Below are 13446 nucleotides of genomic sequence, written 5' to 3'. Positions count from 1 at the left end.
AGAGGACGGAGGGGAAGATGACCGTAGTACCGGTCGTGGACGAAGGACTCGGCAACTCGTCGTACCTCGTCGATCTCGGTGACGGGCGGGCGCTGGTGGTGGACGCCGGCCTCGACCTGCGCGCCGTCGGCGCCGCGGCCGAGCGTCGCCGGCTGACAGTGGCGTTCGCGGCGGACACGCACCTGCATGCGGATTTCCTGTCCGGCGCGCGTCAGTTCGCCGTGAGCGACGGCGCCGAGGTGCTCGCCTCCGCGGCCGGCCGGCGTACGTTCGGGCATCGCGGTCTGCGCGACGGCGACGAGGTCGACCTCGGCGGCCTGCGTCTGCGGGCTCTCGGTACGCCGGGCCATACGGACGAACACCTCTCCTTCCTGCTGCTCGACGGCGAGCGTCCGGTCGGGGTCTTCACCGGCGGCTCGCTCATCGTGGGCGCCGCGGCCCGGACCGACCTCGTCTCCCCCGACCGGACCGAGGCGCTCGCCCGCGCGCAATACGCCTCGCTGCGGCGCCTCCTCGAACTGCCCGACGACGTCGCGGTGTGGCCGACCCATGGAGCGGGTTCGTTCTGCTCGGCGCCGCCCGGTGCGGACCGGGTCAGCACGATCGGCCGCGAGCGGGCGACGAATCCGTTGCTGCAGGTCGACGGCGAGGACGAGTTCGTGGCGGCGTTGCTCGGGTCGCTGGGCAGTTTCCCGCCGTACTTCCTCCGGCTCGCGGAGCGCAACCGCCGAGGCCCGTTGCTCGACCGGACTCCTGCTCTCCAGCCGCTCGCGATCGGCAAGGTACGGGCGTTGCTCGCCGAAGGGGCCGAACTGGTCGACGTACGACCGATGCGCGACTTCGCCCAAGGACATGTCCCAGGCGCGTTGTCGATCCCGTTGCGGCCGGGCTTCGCCACCTGGCTGGGTTGGCTGGCACCTGACGACCGGCCGCTGATCGTTGTCCGGGGCACCGATCAGGATGCCGACGAGATCGCCTGGCAGGCGGCCAAGATCGGCTATCGGCTGGCCGGAGAGGTCGGCATCTACCAATGGGACGGCCCGCTGACCCGCACCCGGCTGGTCGCCGCGCACCAGGTCGACGGCGCGGTTCTCGACGTACGGCAGGAGTCCGAATTCGCCGCCGGTCACCTGCCCGGCGCGCAGCACGTCGAGCTCGGCGCCGTCCCCGAGCGAGCCGAAGACGTACAACGTGAGCCGCTGGTCGTCATGTGCGGACACGGCGAACGCGCGATGAGCGCGGCGAGTTTGCTCGAACGCGCCGGGCACCGAGACCTCGCCGTACTCACAGGTGGCGCCGACGACTGGGCCGCCGCGACCGGACGTGAACTGGTGACGTGATGCGGCTCGGGATCCGTGCGAACCTCGCGCAGTTCAGCCTGCTCGTCGCGGTCAACGCGCTCGTCGGCGGCATGCTCGGCCAGGAACGCACCGTGCTGCCGCTGCTCGCCGGCGAAACCTTCCACCTGACCGGCTACACCTTCTTGCTCACCTATGTCCTGGCCTTCGGACTGACGAAGGCCGCGACGAACTACTTCGCCGGCACCTGGTCCGACCGGTTCGGCCGCAAACCCGTTCTGGTCGCCGGCTGGCTGATCGCGGTCCCCGTACCGCTGCTGCTGATCTGGGCGCCGTCCTGGGGATGGGTCATCGTCGCCAACATCCTGCTCGGTATGAGCCAGGGACTCACCTGGTCGACGACCGTGATCATGAAGATCGACCTGGCCGGACCCGAACGGCGCGGGCTCGCGATGGGGCTGAACGAGGCGGCCGGGTATGTCGCCGTCGCGGTGACCGCGCTCGCGACGGGCTACCTCGCGGCCCAGTACGGGCTCCGGCCGGCGCCGTTCCTGCTCGGACTCTCGTACGCCGCCCTCGGCCTCGGGCTGTCCGCGCTCGCCGTACGGGAGACACGCGACCACGCGCAGCTCGAGGCCGCGGGTCACCACAGTCGCGGCGAACTGACCGATCAGGAGGTGTTCACGCGGACGACTCTGACGGAGCCCGCGCTGTCGTCGGCCAGTCAGGCGGGGATGGTCAACAACCTCAACGACGGGCTCGCCTGGGGCCTGTTCCCGATCCTGTTCGCCACCGCGGGACTGTCCGTGGCGCGGATCGGAATCCTCGCCGCCCTCTACCCCGCAGTCTGGGGCCTCGGGCAACTTGTCACCGGTCCGCTGTCCGACCGCCGGGGCCGCAAGCGGATGATCACGGGCGGCATGCTTGTCCAGGCCGTGGCGCTGGCCGTGATCGCGGCAGTCAGCTCCTTCGCGCTCTGGGCAGCCGCCGCCGTACTGCTCGGCATCGGCACCGCGATGGTCTATCCGACCCTGCTCGCCAGCATCGGCGACGTTGCCCATCCGGCCTGGAGAGCACGAGCCGTCGGCGTCTACCGGCTGTGGCGTGACGGCGGCTTCGCGATCGGCGCGGTCCTGGCCGGCGTGATCGCCGACCTCTGGGGCGTGCGCGCTGCCGTGGGGGTGGTGGCGGCCGTTACCGCGCTCTCCGGTCTCGTCGTCGCGCTGCGCATGTACGAGACCCACCCTCGTCGTACCAGCGATCTGCCAAGGGGGAAGCGATGATCTATCTGGACCACAACGCGACCACACCGATCGACCCGGCCGTCACAGCGGCGCTGCTTCCCTATCTCGGCGACAGCTTCGGCAATCCGTCCAGCGACCACTCGTACGGCGCCGAGCCCCGGGCCGCACTGGATCTGGCCCGGCGTGAGCTCGCCGCTCTGCTCGGTACGGGCAACGGCCACGTCATCTTCACGGGCTCGGGATCGGAGGCCGACAACCTCGCGATCCGCGGCACTGTCCTCGCCGCGGACGCCGCCCGGCCGCACGTCGTCACGCAGGTCACCGAGCATCCCGCCGTGCTCCGATCCTGCCAGGCGCTCGAGCGGTGGCACGGCGTCGAGGTCACGTACCTGCCGGTCGACAGCTTCGGCCTGGTCGACCCCGGCGACCTCGAGGCCGCGATCACGTCACGGACCGTGCTGGTCTCGATCATGGCGGCCAACAACGAGACCGGCGCACTGCAACCGCTCGCGGATCTGGTTCCGGCGGCCCATGACCGGGGCGTGATCTTCCACTCGGACGCGGCGCAGATCCTCGGCAAGCTGCCGTTCGATGTCGATGCCTTGGGCATCGACCTGGTGACCGTCGCGGGTCACAAGATGTACGCCCCCAAGGGTGTCGGCGCGCTCTTCGTGCGGGCCGGCGTACAGCTGGAGCCGTTGGTGTACGGCGGCGGGCAGGAGTACGGCGTACGCGCGGGGACCGAGAACGTCGCCCTCGCCGTCGGACTCGGAGTCGCTGCCCGGCTGGCGTCGGAGCATCTCAACGACCGCCACCGGATTCAGAAGCTGCGTGACACCTTGCAGGATGAGCTGACCGCAGAACTGCCCGGACGCGTGCACGTCAACGGCCCGCTGGCGCTCCGGCTGCCGAACACGCTCAACCTCAGCATCGACGGCACGACCGGTGCCGACGTACTCCGCAACGCGCCCGGCATCGCCGCCTCCACCGGATCGGCCTGCCACAGCGGCGACCCGGAGCCGTCACCCGTCCTCACCGCGATGGGCCTCGACCACGACCGGGCCCTCGGCGCGATCAGGCTCTCCCTCGGCCGCTCGACGACAGCCGAGGAGATCGGCGCGGCGATCGGCCAACTCGCGGCGGCTGCGCGGATCGTCTGATGGCGATCGACGAGCGGGTGACGCAAGTCCAGGCCGGGCTTCCGCGCCTTACTCCGGCGCAGGCCTTCGAGGCAGTGCGGCGCGGTACGGCGTACATCGTGGACACGCGGCCCGAGTACCAGCGCCGCGCGGCCGGTGAGGTGCCCGGGGCGATCGTGATCGAGCGGAACCACCTCGAGTGGCGGCTCGATCCGGCGAGCGCGTCGCGCATCCCCGAAGCCGTGTCGTCCGGCATCCGGTGGATTGTGCTCTGCGAAGGCGGCTACTCGTCGAGCCTCGCCGCCGAGTCGCTGCGGGAACTCGGCTTGCTCCGCAGTACCGACATCGCCGGCGGGTTCCAGGCGTGGCAGGCGGCCGGCTTGCCCGTCGTACACCCGGCGACGCCGACCCGGCCGCGCAGTGCGGGATCAGCGGGCTGACCCTTCGATCGGTTTTCGCAGCCGAACGCGTTCGAAATAGCCGGCCCACAGTCGCCGACGCTCCACCAGCGTGAAGCCGACCCGCTCGCCGACCGTCGCCGGCCGACCGTGCCACCAGCGCTTCTCGAAGTGGTCGAGCAACACCAGCTCGCCTCCCGGCCGGATCATGCGGTAGACCTCGGCCAGGGTCGCCGCCCGATCGTCCACGTCGCAGATGGCCAAGGTGCAGACCACGGCGTCGAACGAATCGTCGTCGAAGGGCAGCCGCTGACCGTCGGCAACAGCCACGCGAACTGCTCGGCCGAGCGCGTGCAGCCGCTCCCCCGCGACCTCGACGCGCTCGCGGTCGATGTCCACCGCAACCACTTCGACGTCGCCGCGGTACCACCGGAGGTTCAGGCCGCTGCCAACCGCCAACTCCAGCGTCCGCCCGCTTGCCTGGCGGCACACCCATTCCCGGCTGTTCCCAATCAACACCCACTCACAGCCATACCCAGCGCCGTACCCCGAACTACGGTCCAGTCGACGGCGTCGAGCACGATCGGATCGGTCATTGCGCAGCATCCGAAACACCTACCAACGAGCCTACGCCCACACCACACAGTGCGTGCGTCAGCTCAGGCGTGGTCGCAGGTGCACGGGCCGTCTCCGCAGCACGTCGAGCCGGGAGTGGCGCTGAGCGAGGGGAGCGAACGGCCGGCTGGTACCACGACGGGCTCCGGGGCCCGGACGGTCCTCGCCGCCTGCGCCGCACGAAGCGCCCGGTGAGTGGGCAGACGCTTCTTCCGACCAGCACGAATACCGTTCCCGATCACCAGCACCTCGGCGAGCTCGTGCGACGCGACCACCGCCGCGAGCCCCAGTACGCCGGTCGCGGCCAGCGGCACCAGCGCAACCAGAATCCCTCCGGACAGCACCAGATTCTGAGTGAAGATCCGCCGCGCCGCGCGGGCATGCGCGATCGCATCCGGCAGCCGGCGCAGATCCTCACCCATCAACGCCACGTCAGCAGCCTCGATCGCCACGTCGCTACCCATCGCCCCCATCGCGATCCCGGCATCCGCGGTCGCCAGCGCCGGCGCGTCGTTGATGCCGTCACCCACCATCGCCACCGGGCCACGCGACTTCAACTCGGTCACGATGCGCGCCTTGTCCTCCGGCAGCAACTCAGCACGCACGTCCTCGATCCCAGCCTGCGCGCCGATCGCGACCGCCGTACGAGCGTTGTCGCCAGTCAGCATCACCACGTCAACGCCCTGCCTCCGCAGCATCGCGATCGCCTCGGAGGCCTCCGGCCGGATCTCGTCGCGCACCGCAATCGCGCCGAGCAGTACGCCGTCGTACTCGACCAGCACCACAGTCGCCCCAGCATCCTGCAGCCGCCCGACGTCGGCGACCAACGCACCGGCCGCGATGAACCCAGGCTTCCCCAACCGAGCCCGACGCCCAGCGACCGTACCCTGAAGCCCGTGGCCGGGCACCGCCTCGACATCAGTCCCCGGCGTCACCGCGTCGGTGGCCGCCAGAATCGCGGCAGCCAGCGGATGCTCGCTCCGCGCTTCCAAAGCGGCCGCCACCGACAACACCCTCGACCGATCCTCGCCGGACACAGCCACGACCTCAATCACCGTCGGCTCGTTGCGCGTCAAAGTCCCGGTCTTGTCGAGCGCGACCACGCGGATCGCGCCGAGTGCCTCGACCGCTGCACCACCCTTGAGCAGTACGCCGGCCTTCGACGCAGCCCCGATCGCCGCCACGACGGCAACCGGCACAGACAGCGCGAACGCACACGGCGCCGCCGCCACCAAAACCACCAGCGACCGCTCGATCCACACACCGGGATCACCCAGAAGACTCCCCAAACCGGCAACCACAGCGGCCAGAACCAGCACGCCGGGCACCAGCGGCCTGGCGAACCTCTCAGCCAGCCGCTGACTCACACCCTTACGTTCCTGAGCCTCATGCACGATGTGGACCAGCCGTGCCAGCGAGTTGTCCTCCGCCGTGGCCGTCACCTTCACCTCGAGTACGCCGGGCCCATTAACCGTCCCGGCGAACACCTCCGCGCCGACTCCGACCTCCACCGGCACCGACTCACCAGTGACCACCGACGTGTCCAGCGAACTCCGCCCGGACGACACCACGCCGTCCGTCGCGATCCGCTCCCCCGGCTTCACCACAAGCACATGCCCGAGCCGCAACTCCTCCGGCCCAACCACCACTTCAACGCCGCCACGCAGGACGGTCGCCGACGGCGGCACCAGACTCAGCAACGCACGCAATCCGTGCTGCGTCCGCGCAACGGCGTACCCTTCAAGGCCCTCGGCGATCGAGAACAGCACCGCCAGCATCGCCGCCTCGCCATAATTGCCCAAGGCAACTGCGCCGACCGCGGCGAGTGTCATCAACAGACCGACGCCGATCCGCCCACGCAGCAAAGCACGCACGGTCCCCGGCACGAACGTCGTCGCACCAGCAACCAGCGCCGCAAGCTCGAGAAGCCGCGCCACATCCGACGGTACGAAGAGCGCGGCCAGGAGCAGCACCGCGGCCACCGCCGCCACCTGCAGCTCGCGCACCTGCCAGATCGCGGCCGGCGGCGCGCCCTCTCCCTCCGACAGCACCGGCCCGTCGGTCGCGCAGCAAGCGTCAGCCACCAGAGACCTCGTCCACGCAGTCGTAGTCCTCAGGCCCGCAGACCTCACCCGCCGCACCCTGATGGTCGACGAGCAGAACCAGCGCGGCCAGCTCCGCCAACGCATGCGCAAGCTTCGGATCAGCCAACTCGTACCGCACCCGCCGCCCGACCTGGACAGTCCGCACCAGCCCACAGCCACGCAGACAAGCGAGATGGTTCGACACGTTCCCCCGAGTCATCCCCAACTGATCAGCCAGATCCGAAGGAAACCCGGGCTCATTCAGCAGCGCCAGCAGCAACCGCCGCCGATTCTCATCCGCCAACGCGACCCCGACACGAGCCAACGCCCCCGCATCCACCGCAACCGCAAGCCCGTCACTCACACGCGAGACGATACAGTCAATCCTGAATTAAGCCAAGACTGTATCGAGCTGATCAGCACGAGCAGCGGAGGCTCCCCAGGTTCACTACCCCGAGGCGCCTCCGCTGGTCGTTCCAGGCCGTCAACTGCAGACCAACCGGTCGTTCACCGGCCCTGGAGTACGTCGAACAGGTGCGTGTGATCGTTCGTGCCGAGCACCGCCTCGGCGCCCGGTCCGTTGGCCCAGACCGGCACGACGGCGCCGGTGTGCTGCTGGCTCGGGCCGCTCGCGACCGGCGCCTTGCCGTCGCCGCCGAACCCCGCCGTACCGTAGGTCAGCGTCAGCGTCTGACCGTCCTTGGTCGTCAGGTTGGTCGAGTATCCGGTCGGCAGGCCGGCACCGGATGCGTCCTCGCCGACGATCTGGCTCGTGTGCGAGTGGTCCGCGGTGACGACGACCAGCGTGTCCGGGTGCGTCTTCTGGTAGTCGAGCGCGACACCGATCGCCTTGTCGAAGTTGACCGTCTCACCGATCTGGCCGCAGGCGTTCGTGGCGTGGTCCTGCTTGTCGATCGAGGCGCCCTCGACCTGCAGGAAGAAGCCCTTCTTGTTCTCCAGCAGGCTGATCGCCTTCGAGGTCATGTCCGCGAGGCTCGGCTCGCTCGCCGGGCGCTGGTTCTCCTGGCAGGGCTGCGCCGCACCGCCCTTGCCGAGCGCGGCGGCCGGGCCGCTCCACTCCAGCGACATGTTGCTCTTGTTGAACAGGCCCAGCACCGGCTTGCCTGCCTTCGCCGACTTCAGTCCGGCCGCGTCGGTGACGTACTGGACGCCGTTCGCCTTGGCCTGGTCGACCACGGTCTTACCGGCGTACGGGCCGCCGGTGATCTGCTGCTCGAACCGGCCACGGCCACCACCGAGCAGTACGTCGACCTTGTGATCGACCTCCTGCTCCGCGATCGACCCGAGGCCACCGGCCGCCTTGGTCTCCTTGGGGCAGGCCGTCATGTCGGCCGGGCCCTGGCAACCGCGCAGCGACATGTGCGAGGCGAGCACGGCGGGAGTCGCGTCGGTGACCTCGGCGGTGGAGACGTCACCGACCTTCAGGCCGCGCTTCTGCGCCAGCTCCAGCACCGTCTCGTAGTTCGTACCGGGCACGTTCTCTGCGCTGCTCGGGCCCTGCGAGATCCGCTCGTCGATCGTCTTCTTGCCGGTCGCCCAGCTCGACCCGGTGGAGGCCGAGTCCGGGTCGTAGTCCGGCAGGTACGGCGCCTTGACGCCAGGCTTCACCGACCACGTCGTGTCGAGGCCGGTGTAGCGCGTGCGGTCGACGTTCAGCTTGTTCCGGACGCCCTGGTAGTACCGCGCCGCGGTGATCTCCTGCGTCCCCATGCCGTCGCCGAGGAAGAAGATCACGTTCTTCGGCCCGCGCTGCGGCTGCGGGTTGTGCTTGCCGGCGTCACCGGCCTGAGCAGAGTCGAACGCACCGCTGGCGGCGGCCGAGGCCATCCCCGCCGCGGCAATCACCGTGGCAGCGGCGAAAGCAGCCACAAAAGCCTTTTTCCTGATCATTACGGGCCTTTCCGATCGGACGAAACATCGGGACCGTATGCAGTCGTCCCATCCGCCAGGTGGCCGTCAGGCGACCACCAGGTGACATGCGCGCCGCCCGGAGGCTCACTCACTAGGCTGACGGCATGAGCCTCGACATCCCTGATCAGGTCCGCAAAACGGTCATGGCCGACGGGAACGACTCTTGGCTTGACGAGTTGCCCGGCCTGGTCGACTCGCTGGCCCAGGAGTGGTCTCTGTCGATCGGCTCCAGCTTCGCGGGCGGTCACGCCGCGCTGGCGGTCGAGGTGACGCTCGCTGACGGAAACCCGGCGGTCCTCAAGGTCGGCGTGCCAGGTCGGGACATCAGGCACGAGGCCGCGGCGTTGCGCCTCGCGGACGGGGCCGGATGCGCCAGGCTGCTGCGCGAGGACCTGGGTCGACAAGCCCTTCTGCTGGAGCGCCTCGGTGCTCCGATGTACGACGTCGTGCCCGACCCCACAAACCGCCACAACCTGCTGTGCGACGTGGCGGTGCGCCTGTGGCGTCCGGTCGCTCCCGACATCGACCTGCCCACCGGCGCGACTTTGGCCGAGCAGTACGCCGACCGGCTGCCCAAACTGTGGGAGCAGGCCGGCCGACCATGTTCACCGGCCACCGTGAAAGACGCCCTGAACTGCATGAACCACCGCCGCGCCGCCCACGACGACCGCACCGCGGTCCTGGTCCACGGTGACATCCACGAAATGAACGCCCTCCAGGCGAGCGACGGCACCTACAAGCTCATCGATCCAACCGGCCTACGAGCCGAACCGGCCTGCGACCTCGGCACCATCGTCCGCTGCAACCCAGACCTCGGCGACGACCTCCGGTCCCGGACCGAGCGACTCGCCTCCCGCACAGGCGTCGACGCCACCGCCATCTGGGAATGGGGCACCATCCACCGAGTCATCAGCGGCCTCTACGCCCACACCATCGACTTCCAGCCCTTCGCCCACCTCCTACTATCCGAAGCAGACCGCCTGACCGCGTAACCACCGAGACGTAACAGAGGAAAGTCAGCTGCGGTTGTAGGGCTGGACCGCTGCCTTGGTGGCGCCGATCCTCACGTTTCGGAAGTCGGAACGGAACGTCGCGCCCGGCTGGTAGTCCTTGTACATACCGAACTTGATCCTGAACTCGTTCTTGAAGGAGTCGTCGACGCACCTGGAACGCGTCGCGTAGCCGAAGTACTCCTCCCGCTCGAAGAGCTTCTCCTCGACGGTGGTCGCGCCCACCTTCCGGTGCCAGACCGCGATACGCCCCTTCGGCGCGCCGTCGTGGTAGGGCTCCACGTTGTACTTGATGACGAAGGAGTGCCACTCGTTGGCGCCGATGCTCTTGGTCGCCATGGCCTTGTTGTACTCCTCGTCCATCCCCGGCTCCTCGCCCCGGCGTACGAACTGGAGGTTGTGCCCGTTGCCGGCACCGGACTGGATGCGCACGCCGCCGATCGGGTTCGCGGTGCACTGCCACAGCTGCAGCACGTACGCCCCGCTGCCCGTCACGTCATCGACGCCCTCTGGGATGCGAACGTCGAACCCGACCCACACATCGGTGTGGAAAGGCAGGTCCCACCCCGTCGCCAGCTCCGTGCGGTCCCGGAGAGTATTCCCGGCAGCGTCCTTCCAGGTGTTCTTGGCGGGATCCTCAACGATGGCGCCTTCATACTCGAAGTCCTCGTCCGTGCGGAACGTCAACGCCCGCGCCTCCGAAGTCCCGGTGATCTGGGGTGCCTGCCCCGCTCCCTGACACTTGCCAGGAAACCAGCCGGCGCCCTCCCGGAGGTTGCCGCCGGCGCCCAGCGTCGCACTGCACGCACTGGCGTTCTCGATCGTCCAGCTCTCACCCGCGATACCCGCCGAATAGCTGGGCACCGCGGCTGCTGCCGCACTGGCGGTTCGTGAGTTCGTCACTGCGGCGAAACCCACCGAGGCGCTCAGGGTCAACGCCACGGTGAGAGCCATCGTCTGTCGAGCACGTCGACTTGGGGCGGGGATCTGCATCTGTGTCACTCCTTAAAGGTCGGGAGGTGTTCCAGGGCTGCGGTTGACGGGATCTCGGGGGCGGGTAGGTCTTGCCTTCGCAGGGTCTCTGCGAACGCTGTGAGGCTCGGGGTCTGGTAAAGGCCGGCGGCTTCGTCGGCGAGCCACAGAGCGGTTCTGTCCAGATCCGAGGGCTGCCGCGGCCAGATCCAGCGGCGGTCGTCGTCGGCATGGCCTGCCCAGAAGTGGAACGCGTCGCGGAGACTGCCGTAGCCGGGTTCAGCGGGCGCGTTCCAGAGGTCGCGGCCTTCAGCAGCTGCGACTCGACAGCAGACGGCGAAGGCTCTCAGACAGTAGATGGTGTAGAGCAACGAGTCGGGACGAGCCAGTTCTCTCGGGAGTGCGCCGCCGGGAGCAATGTGGCGCAGCCGGATGTCGAACCGATCGAGGATCTTGGTGAGCGCGGCCCGATCATCGACGAACTGCAGATAGCGCAGGACCTGCGCGTCCCACCAAACTCCGTGGTTGTTGGTCATCCGTTCTTCCTGCCGGCCGAGTTCGCTCGACCGCATCCAGTGGGTCAACTCGGCGAACCAGTCCTGCAGGAGCGGGAGGCCTTCGGTGAATCGTCCGGCCTTCACCAGCAAGTCGACGTGATCCAAGAGGTCGGTCAGAAACGTCGCCTCGATCTGCCCGATCGCCGCACCGTCGTGCTGACCGGGCAGCGCGGCAGCGTGAGCGAAGTTGGGGCGCATCGCGGTCGCCGGGTCCAGGAACCAGCGTTCGAGACGTGCCTCCGCGGCGTCGGCGTAGCGCGCCTCGCCGGTTCGGAAGTGGGCTTGCACCAGGGTGTTGACGGCCGCGGCCGTCTGCCGGAACCGCCGTTTGTCGAAGCGATCGCTCCACGCGTCCGGGTTCCGCCGGCCGTCGACCCTGATGTACGGCAGACCATCGGCTGTCTCCGGATTCGGCCAGGAGTAGTTGCCGACCGAGTAGTAGTCGTGGGCGTCTCCGGCCCAGTCCGACGGCTCCCGGTCGAGGATGGAATACGGCTGACCGGCCAGGAACTCGTCGGCCAGGGTGACCAGCTGACGGCTCACTTGGGTCCCGCCTCCGAGAAGGCCTGTTCGAACTCGGACCGGATCTTGTCGCCGCCGCCGTTGCGCCACTTGGTCACGGCCGCCTTCCAGCTCGAGACGGGTGCGCGTCCGGCCAGGATGCCGTTCCGTGTATCGGTCAGGTCCTTGCCCAACTGCAGACCCTTGGCCGCATCGGTCTCGGAGTACAGGCCCTGGGTCGGATCAGGCGCGAGAATCGGCAGCGCGGCTTCCTGGTAGTCGAAGCGGGCCTGGGCGACATCGCGCCGGCCCGGGTCGTAGATGGCCAGGGTCGGTCCGCTGACGTACCCGAACGGCACCAGCCGCAGATTCTGGCCGCGCGAGTTCACGATCGGGTCCTTGCCCTCGAACGTGAACGTCTGCCCCTCGATCCCGAAGTTGCGCAGGAGGTACTCGGAAGATCCGAACGGCGCGGCGAGCCAATCGAGGACCCGGAGGACCTCGCGAACCCGGTCCGGTTCGGCGCGGGTGACAGCGGTGAACGCCTGAGCCGCACTCCCCCGCGGATGGACGGGCTTGCTCGCCGCGTCGTAGCCGAACATCGGAAGAGACCCGAGCTTGAAGCCCGGCACCTCAGCTCCCCACATCTCGTACTTGCTCCAGCCGGCGTACCCGCCGAAGACGATCGGGGTGGTCCCGTTGGTGAACCAGTCGTTGCGCTGGTTGTTGGACGCAACCAGGCCGTCCGGATGGAAGACGCCGGCGTCGGCCAACTCGCGGGTGTCGGCCAGCGCCTTCTCGTACTCCTCGAGTTCGATGTTGGAGGTGAACTTCCCGCCGTGCTCGCTCCAGCTGCCGGGGATGCCCAAGGACGCGGCGATCATGGTCAGAGTGCTGCCCGGATCGCCGCAGGCCCAGCGGGACTTGCGCTCGTTGGTCAGCCCCTTCAGCAGTGCCTTGAACTCTCCGATGTCCTTGGGCTGCGCAGGCAGTCCGGTACCGGCGACGAGGTCGGCGCGGATCCAGGCGACCGACGGGATCGGTATCCGGGCGATCGGTACTCCCCACAGGGCGTTGCCGTACACGGTCTTGCGCCACGAGTCGGTGGACAGACCCGCCAGGTTCGGATAGTCCTTGACGGCATCGCCCGACAGGTACTCGGTCAAGTCGGTGAACTTTGCCTTCAGCAACGCGGGCAGCTGCTGCACCGAGCCGTAGATCGACACCAGGTCGGGCAGGTCCCCGCCGGCCACGGTCGTCGCGAACCGTTGAGCGTAGTCAGCCGCCGGCGCGTACGTGATGTCGAGCTTTCCACCAAGTCGCTTGTCGACCTCCTGCCACAGCGGATTGTCGGACTTGCCGGGCGCCACCGGGTCGAAGGTGTAGGTGAGGGCGGAGATCTGGCCACCCGACAGCGGGGGCTTGCTGACCGACGCGACGGGATTCGGCGGGTACTCGAAGTACCCGCTCATGCCGAGCGGGCTCGCGCTCTTCAGCGCGGGTTCGGCGTTCCCGGCCTTGGCGAACGTCGGGAGAACGTCAGCTCCGATGCGGCCGGAGGTTCCCGCCGTCGTCTTGGCGGAGCAGCCGAGAGCTGATCCGGCGGCACCGGCGACGGCTGCCGCGGACAGCCCTTTGAGCAACGTACGGCGCGAAAACGCATCCATGGTTACGGTTCCCTCCTCATGGCGGGCGT

The 13446-nt window shown here is 68.8% G+C and carries 12 protein-coding genes; 5 read left to right on the top strand and 7 right to left on the bottom strand.

The genetic code is table 11. The features are described from left to right. The first annotated feature begins 17 nt into the window (after positions 1–17). Genes ACWEOO_RS21155 through ACWEOO_RS21140 form a run of 4 tightly spaced genes read left to right on the top strand, consistent with a single transcriptional unit; the run spans position 18 to position 4121 of the window. Positions 18–1340, top strand: coding sequence for an MBL fold metallo-hydrolase (locus ACWEOO_RS21155; protein ID WP_452144434.1), 1323 nt, complete (start codon positions 18–20; stop codon positions 1338–1340). Further along, positions 1340–2581 (top strand): MFS transporter, encoded by a 1242-nt coding sequence (locus ACWEOO_RS21150; RefSeq protein ID WP_452144433.1) that lies wholly within the window; start codon positions 1340–1342, stop codon positions 2579–2581. Before ACWEOO_RS21155 ends, ACWEOO_RS21150 begins: the two co-directional genes overlap by 1 nt. Beyond that, the gene (locus ACWEOO_RS21145; RefSeq protein WP_452144432.1) at positions 2578–3702 is read left to right on the top strand and encodes a cysteine desulfurase family protein; all 1125 of its coding nucleotides are present in this window, start codon (positions 2578–2580) and stop codon (positions 3700–3702) included. Before ACWEOO_RS21150 ends, ACWEOO_RS21145 begins: the two co-directional genes overlap by 4 nt. Further along, a complete protein-coding gene (locus tag ACWEOO_RS21140) occupies positions 3702–4121 on the top strand; it encodes a rhodanese-like domain-containing protein (RefSeq protein ID WP_452144431.1) in 420 nt (139 codons plus the stop codon). Before ACWEOO_RS21145 ends, ACWEOO_RS21140 begins: the two co-directional genes overlap by 1 nt. Here ACWEOO_RS21140 and ACWEOO_RS21135 read toward each other — a convergent pair. The 4 genes from ACWEOO_RS21135 to ACWEOO_RS21120 all read right to left on the bottom strand — a co-directional run bounded on the left by ACWEOO_RS21135 (position 4110) and on the right by ACWEOO_RS21120 (position 8668). Beyond that, entirely contained in the window at positions 4110–4685 is a 576-nt protein-coding gene (locus ACWEOO_RS21135) for a class I SAM-dependent methyltransferase (RefSeq protein WP_452144430.1), read from the bottom strand. The two genes, ACWEOO_RS21140 and ACWEOO_RS21135, sit on opposite strands and share 12 nt — an antisense overlap. 53 nt (positions 4686–4738) lie before the next feature. Further along, entirely contained in the window at positions 4739–6778 is a 2040-nt protein-coding gene (locus tag ACWEOO_RS21130) for a heavy metal translocating P-type ATPase (RefSeq protein ID WP_452144429.1), read from the bottom strand. Next, entirely contained in the window at positions 6771–7118 is a 348-nt protein-coding gene (locus ACWEOO_RS21125) for an ArsR/SmtB family transcription factor (protein ID WP_452144495.1), read from the bottom strand. Before ACWEOO_RS21125 ends, ACWEOO_RS21130 begins: the two co-directional genes overlap by 8 nt. Before the next feature lie 167 nt (positions 7119–7285). Then, on the bottom strand, positions 7286–8668 hold the full coding sequence (locus ACWEOO_RS21120) for an alkaline phosphatase (RefSeq protein WP_452144428.1): 1383 nt from the start codon (positions 8666–8668) through the stop codon (positions 7286–7288). Positions 8669–8886: 218 nt separating this feature from the next. On the opposite strand from ACWEOO_RS21120, the gene ACWEOO_RS21115 reads away from it, so the two are divergent. Further along, entirely contained in the window at positions 8887–9702 is an 816-nt protein-coding gene (locus ACWEOO_RS21115) for an aminoglycoside phosphotransferase family protein (RefSeq protein ID WP_452144427.1), read from the top strand. Positions 9703–9726: 24 nt separating this feature from the next. Here ACWEOO_RS21115 and ACWEOO_RS21110 read toward each other — a convergent pair whose 3' ends face one another. Genes ACWEOO_RS21110 through ACWEOO_RS21100 form a run of 3 tightly spaced genes read right to left on the bottom strand, consistent with a single transcriptional unit; the run spans position 9727 to position 13417 of the window. Beyond that, entirely contained in the window at positions 9727–10713 is a 987-nt protein-coding gene (locus tag ACWEOO_RS21110; protein ID WP_452144426.1) for a heparin lyase I family protein, read from the bottom strand. A 5-nt stretch (positions 10714–10718) separates the two neighbouring features. Next, positions 10719–11792, bottom strand: a complete 1074-nt coding sequence (locus ACWEOO_RS21105) for an alginate lyase family protein (RefSeq protein ID WP_452144425.1) — start codon at positions 11790–11792, stop codon at positions 10719–10721. Beyond that, positions 11789–13417, bottom strand: coding sequence for an extracellular solute-binding protein (locus ACWEOO_RS21100; RefSeq protein ID WP_452144424.1), 1629 nt, complete (start codon positions 13415–13417; stop codon positions 11789–11791). Before ACWEOO_RS21100 ends, ACWEOO_RS21105 begins: the two co-directional genes overlap by 4 nt. Positions 13418–13446 lie beyond the last annotated feature (29 nt).

The organism is Kribbella sp. NPDC004138, from assembly GCF_053603655.1.
This window is presented reverse-complemented; position numbering and strand designations above follow the sequence as displayed.

Coding starts and splice junctions, on each gene's coding strand:
- ACWEOO_RS21140 (WP_452144431.1), top strand. CDS start 3,702: ATGGCGATCGACGAGCGGGTGACGCAAGTCCAGGCCGGGCTTCCGCGC.
- ACWEOO_RS21155 (WP_452144434.1), top strand. CDS start 18: ATGACCGTAGTACCGGTCGTGGACGAAGGACTCGGCAACTCGTCGTAC.
- ACWEOO_RS21150 (WP_452144433.1), top strand. CDS start 1,340: ATGCGGCTCGGGATCCGTGCGAACCTCGCGCAGTTCAGCCTGCTCGTC.
- ACWEOO_RS21110 (WP_452144426.1), bottom strand. CDS start 10,713: ATGCAGATCCCCGCCCCAAGTCGACGTGCTCGACAGACGATGGCTCTC.
- ACWEOO_RS21100 (WP_452144424.1), bottom strand. CDS start 13,417: ATGGATGCGTTTTCGCGCCGTACGTTGCTCAAAGGGCTGTCCGCGGCA.
- ACWEOO_RS21145 (WP_452144432.1), top strand. CDS start 2,578: ATGATCTATCTGGACCACAACGCGACCACACCGATCGACCCGGCCGTC.
- ACWEOO_RS21135 (WP_452144430.1), bottom strand. CDS start 4,685: ATGCTGCGCAATGACCGATCCGATCGTGCTCGACGCCGTCGACTGGAC.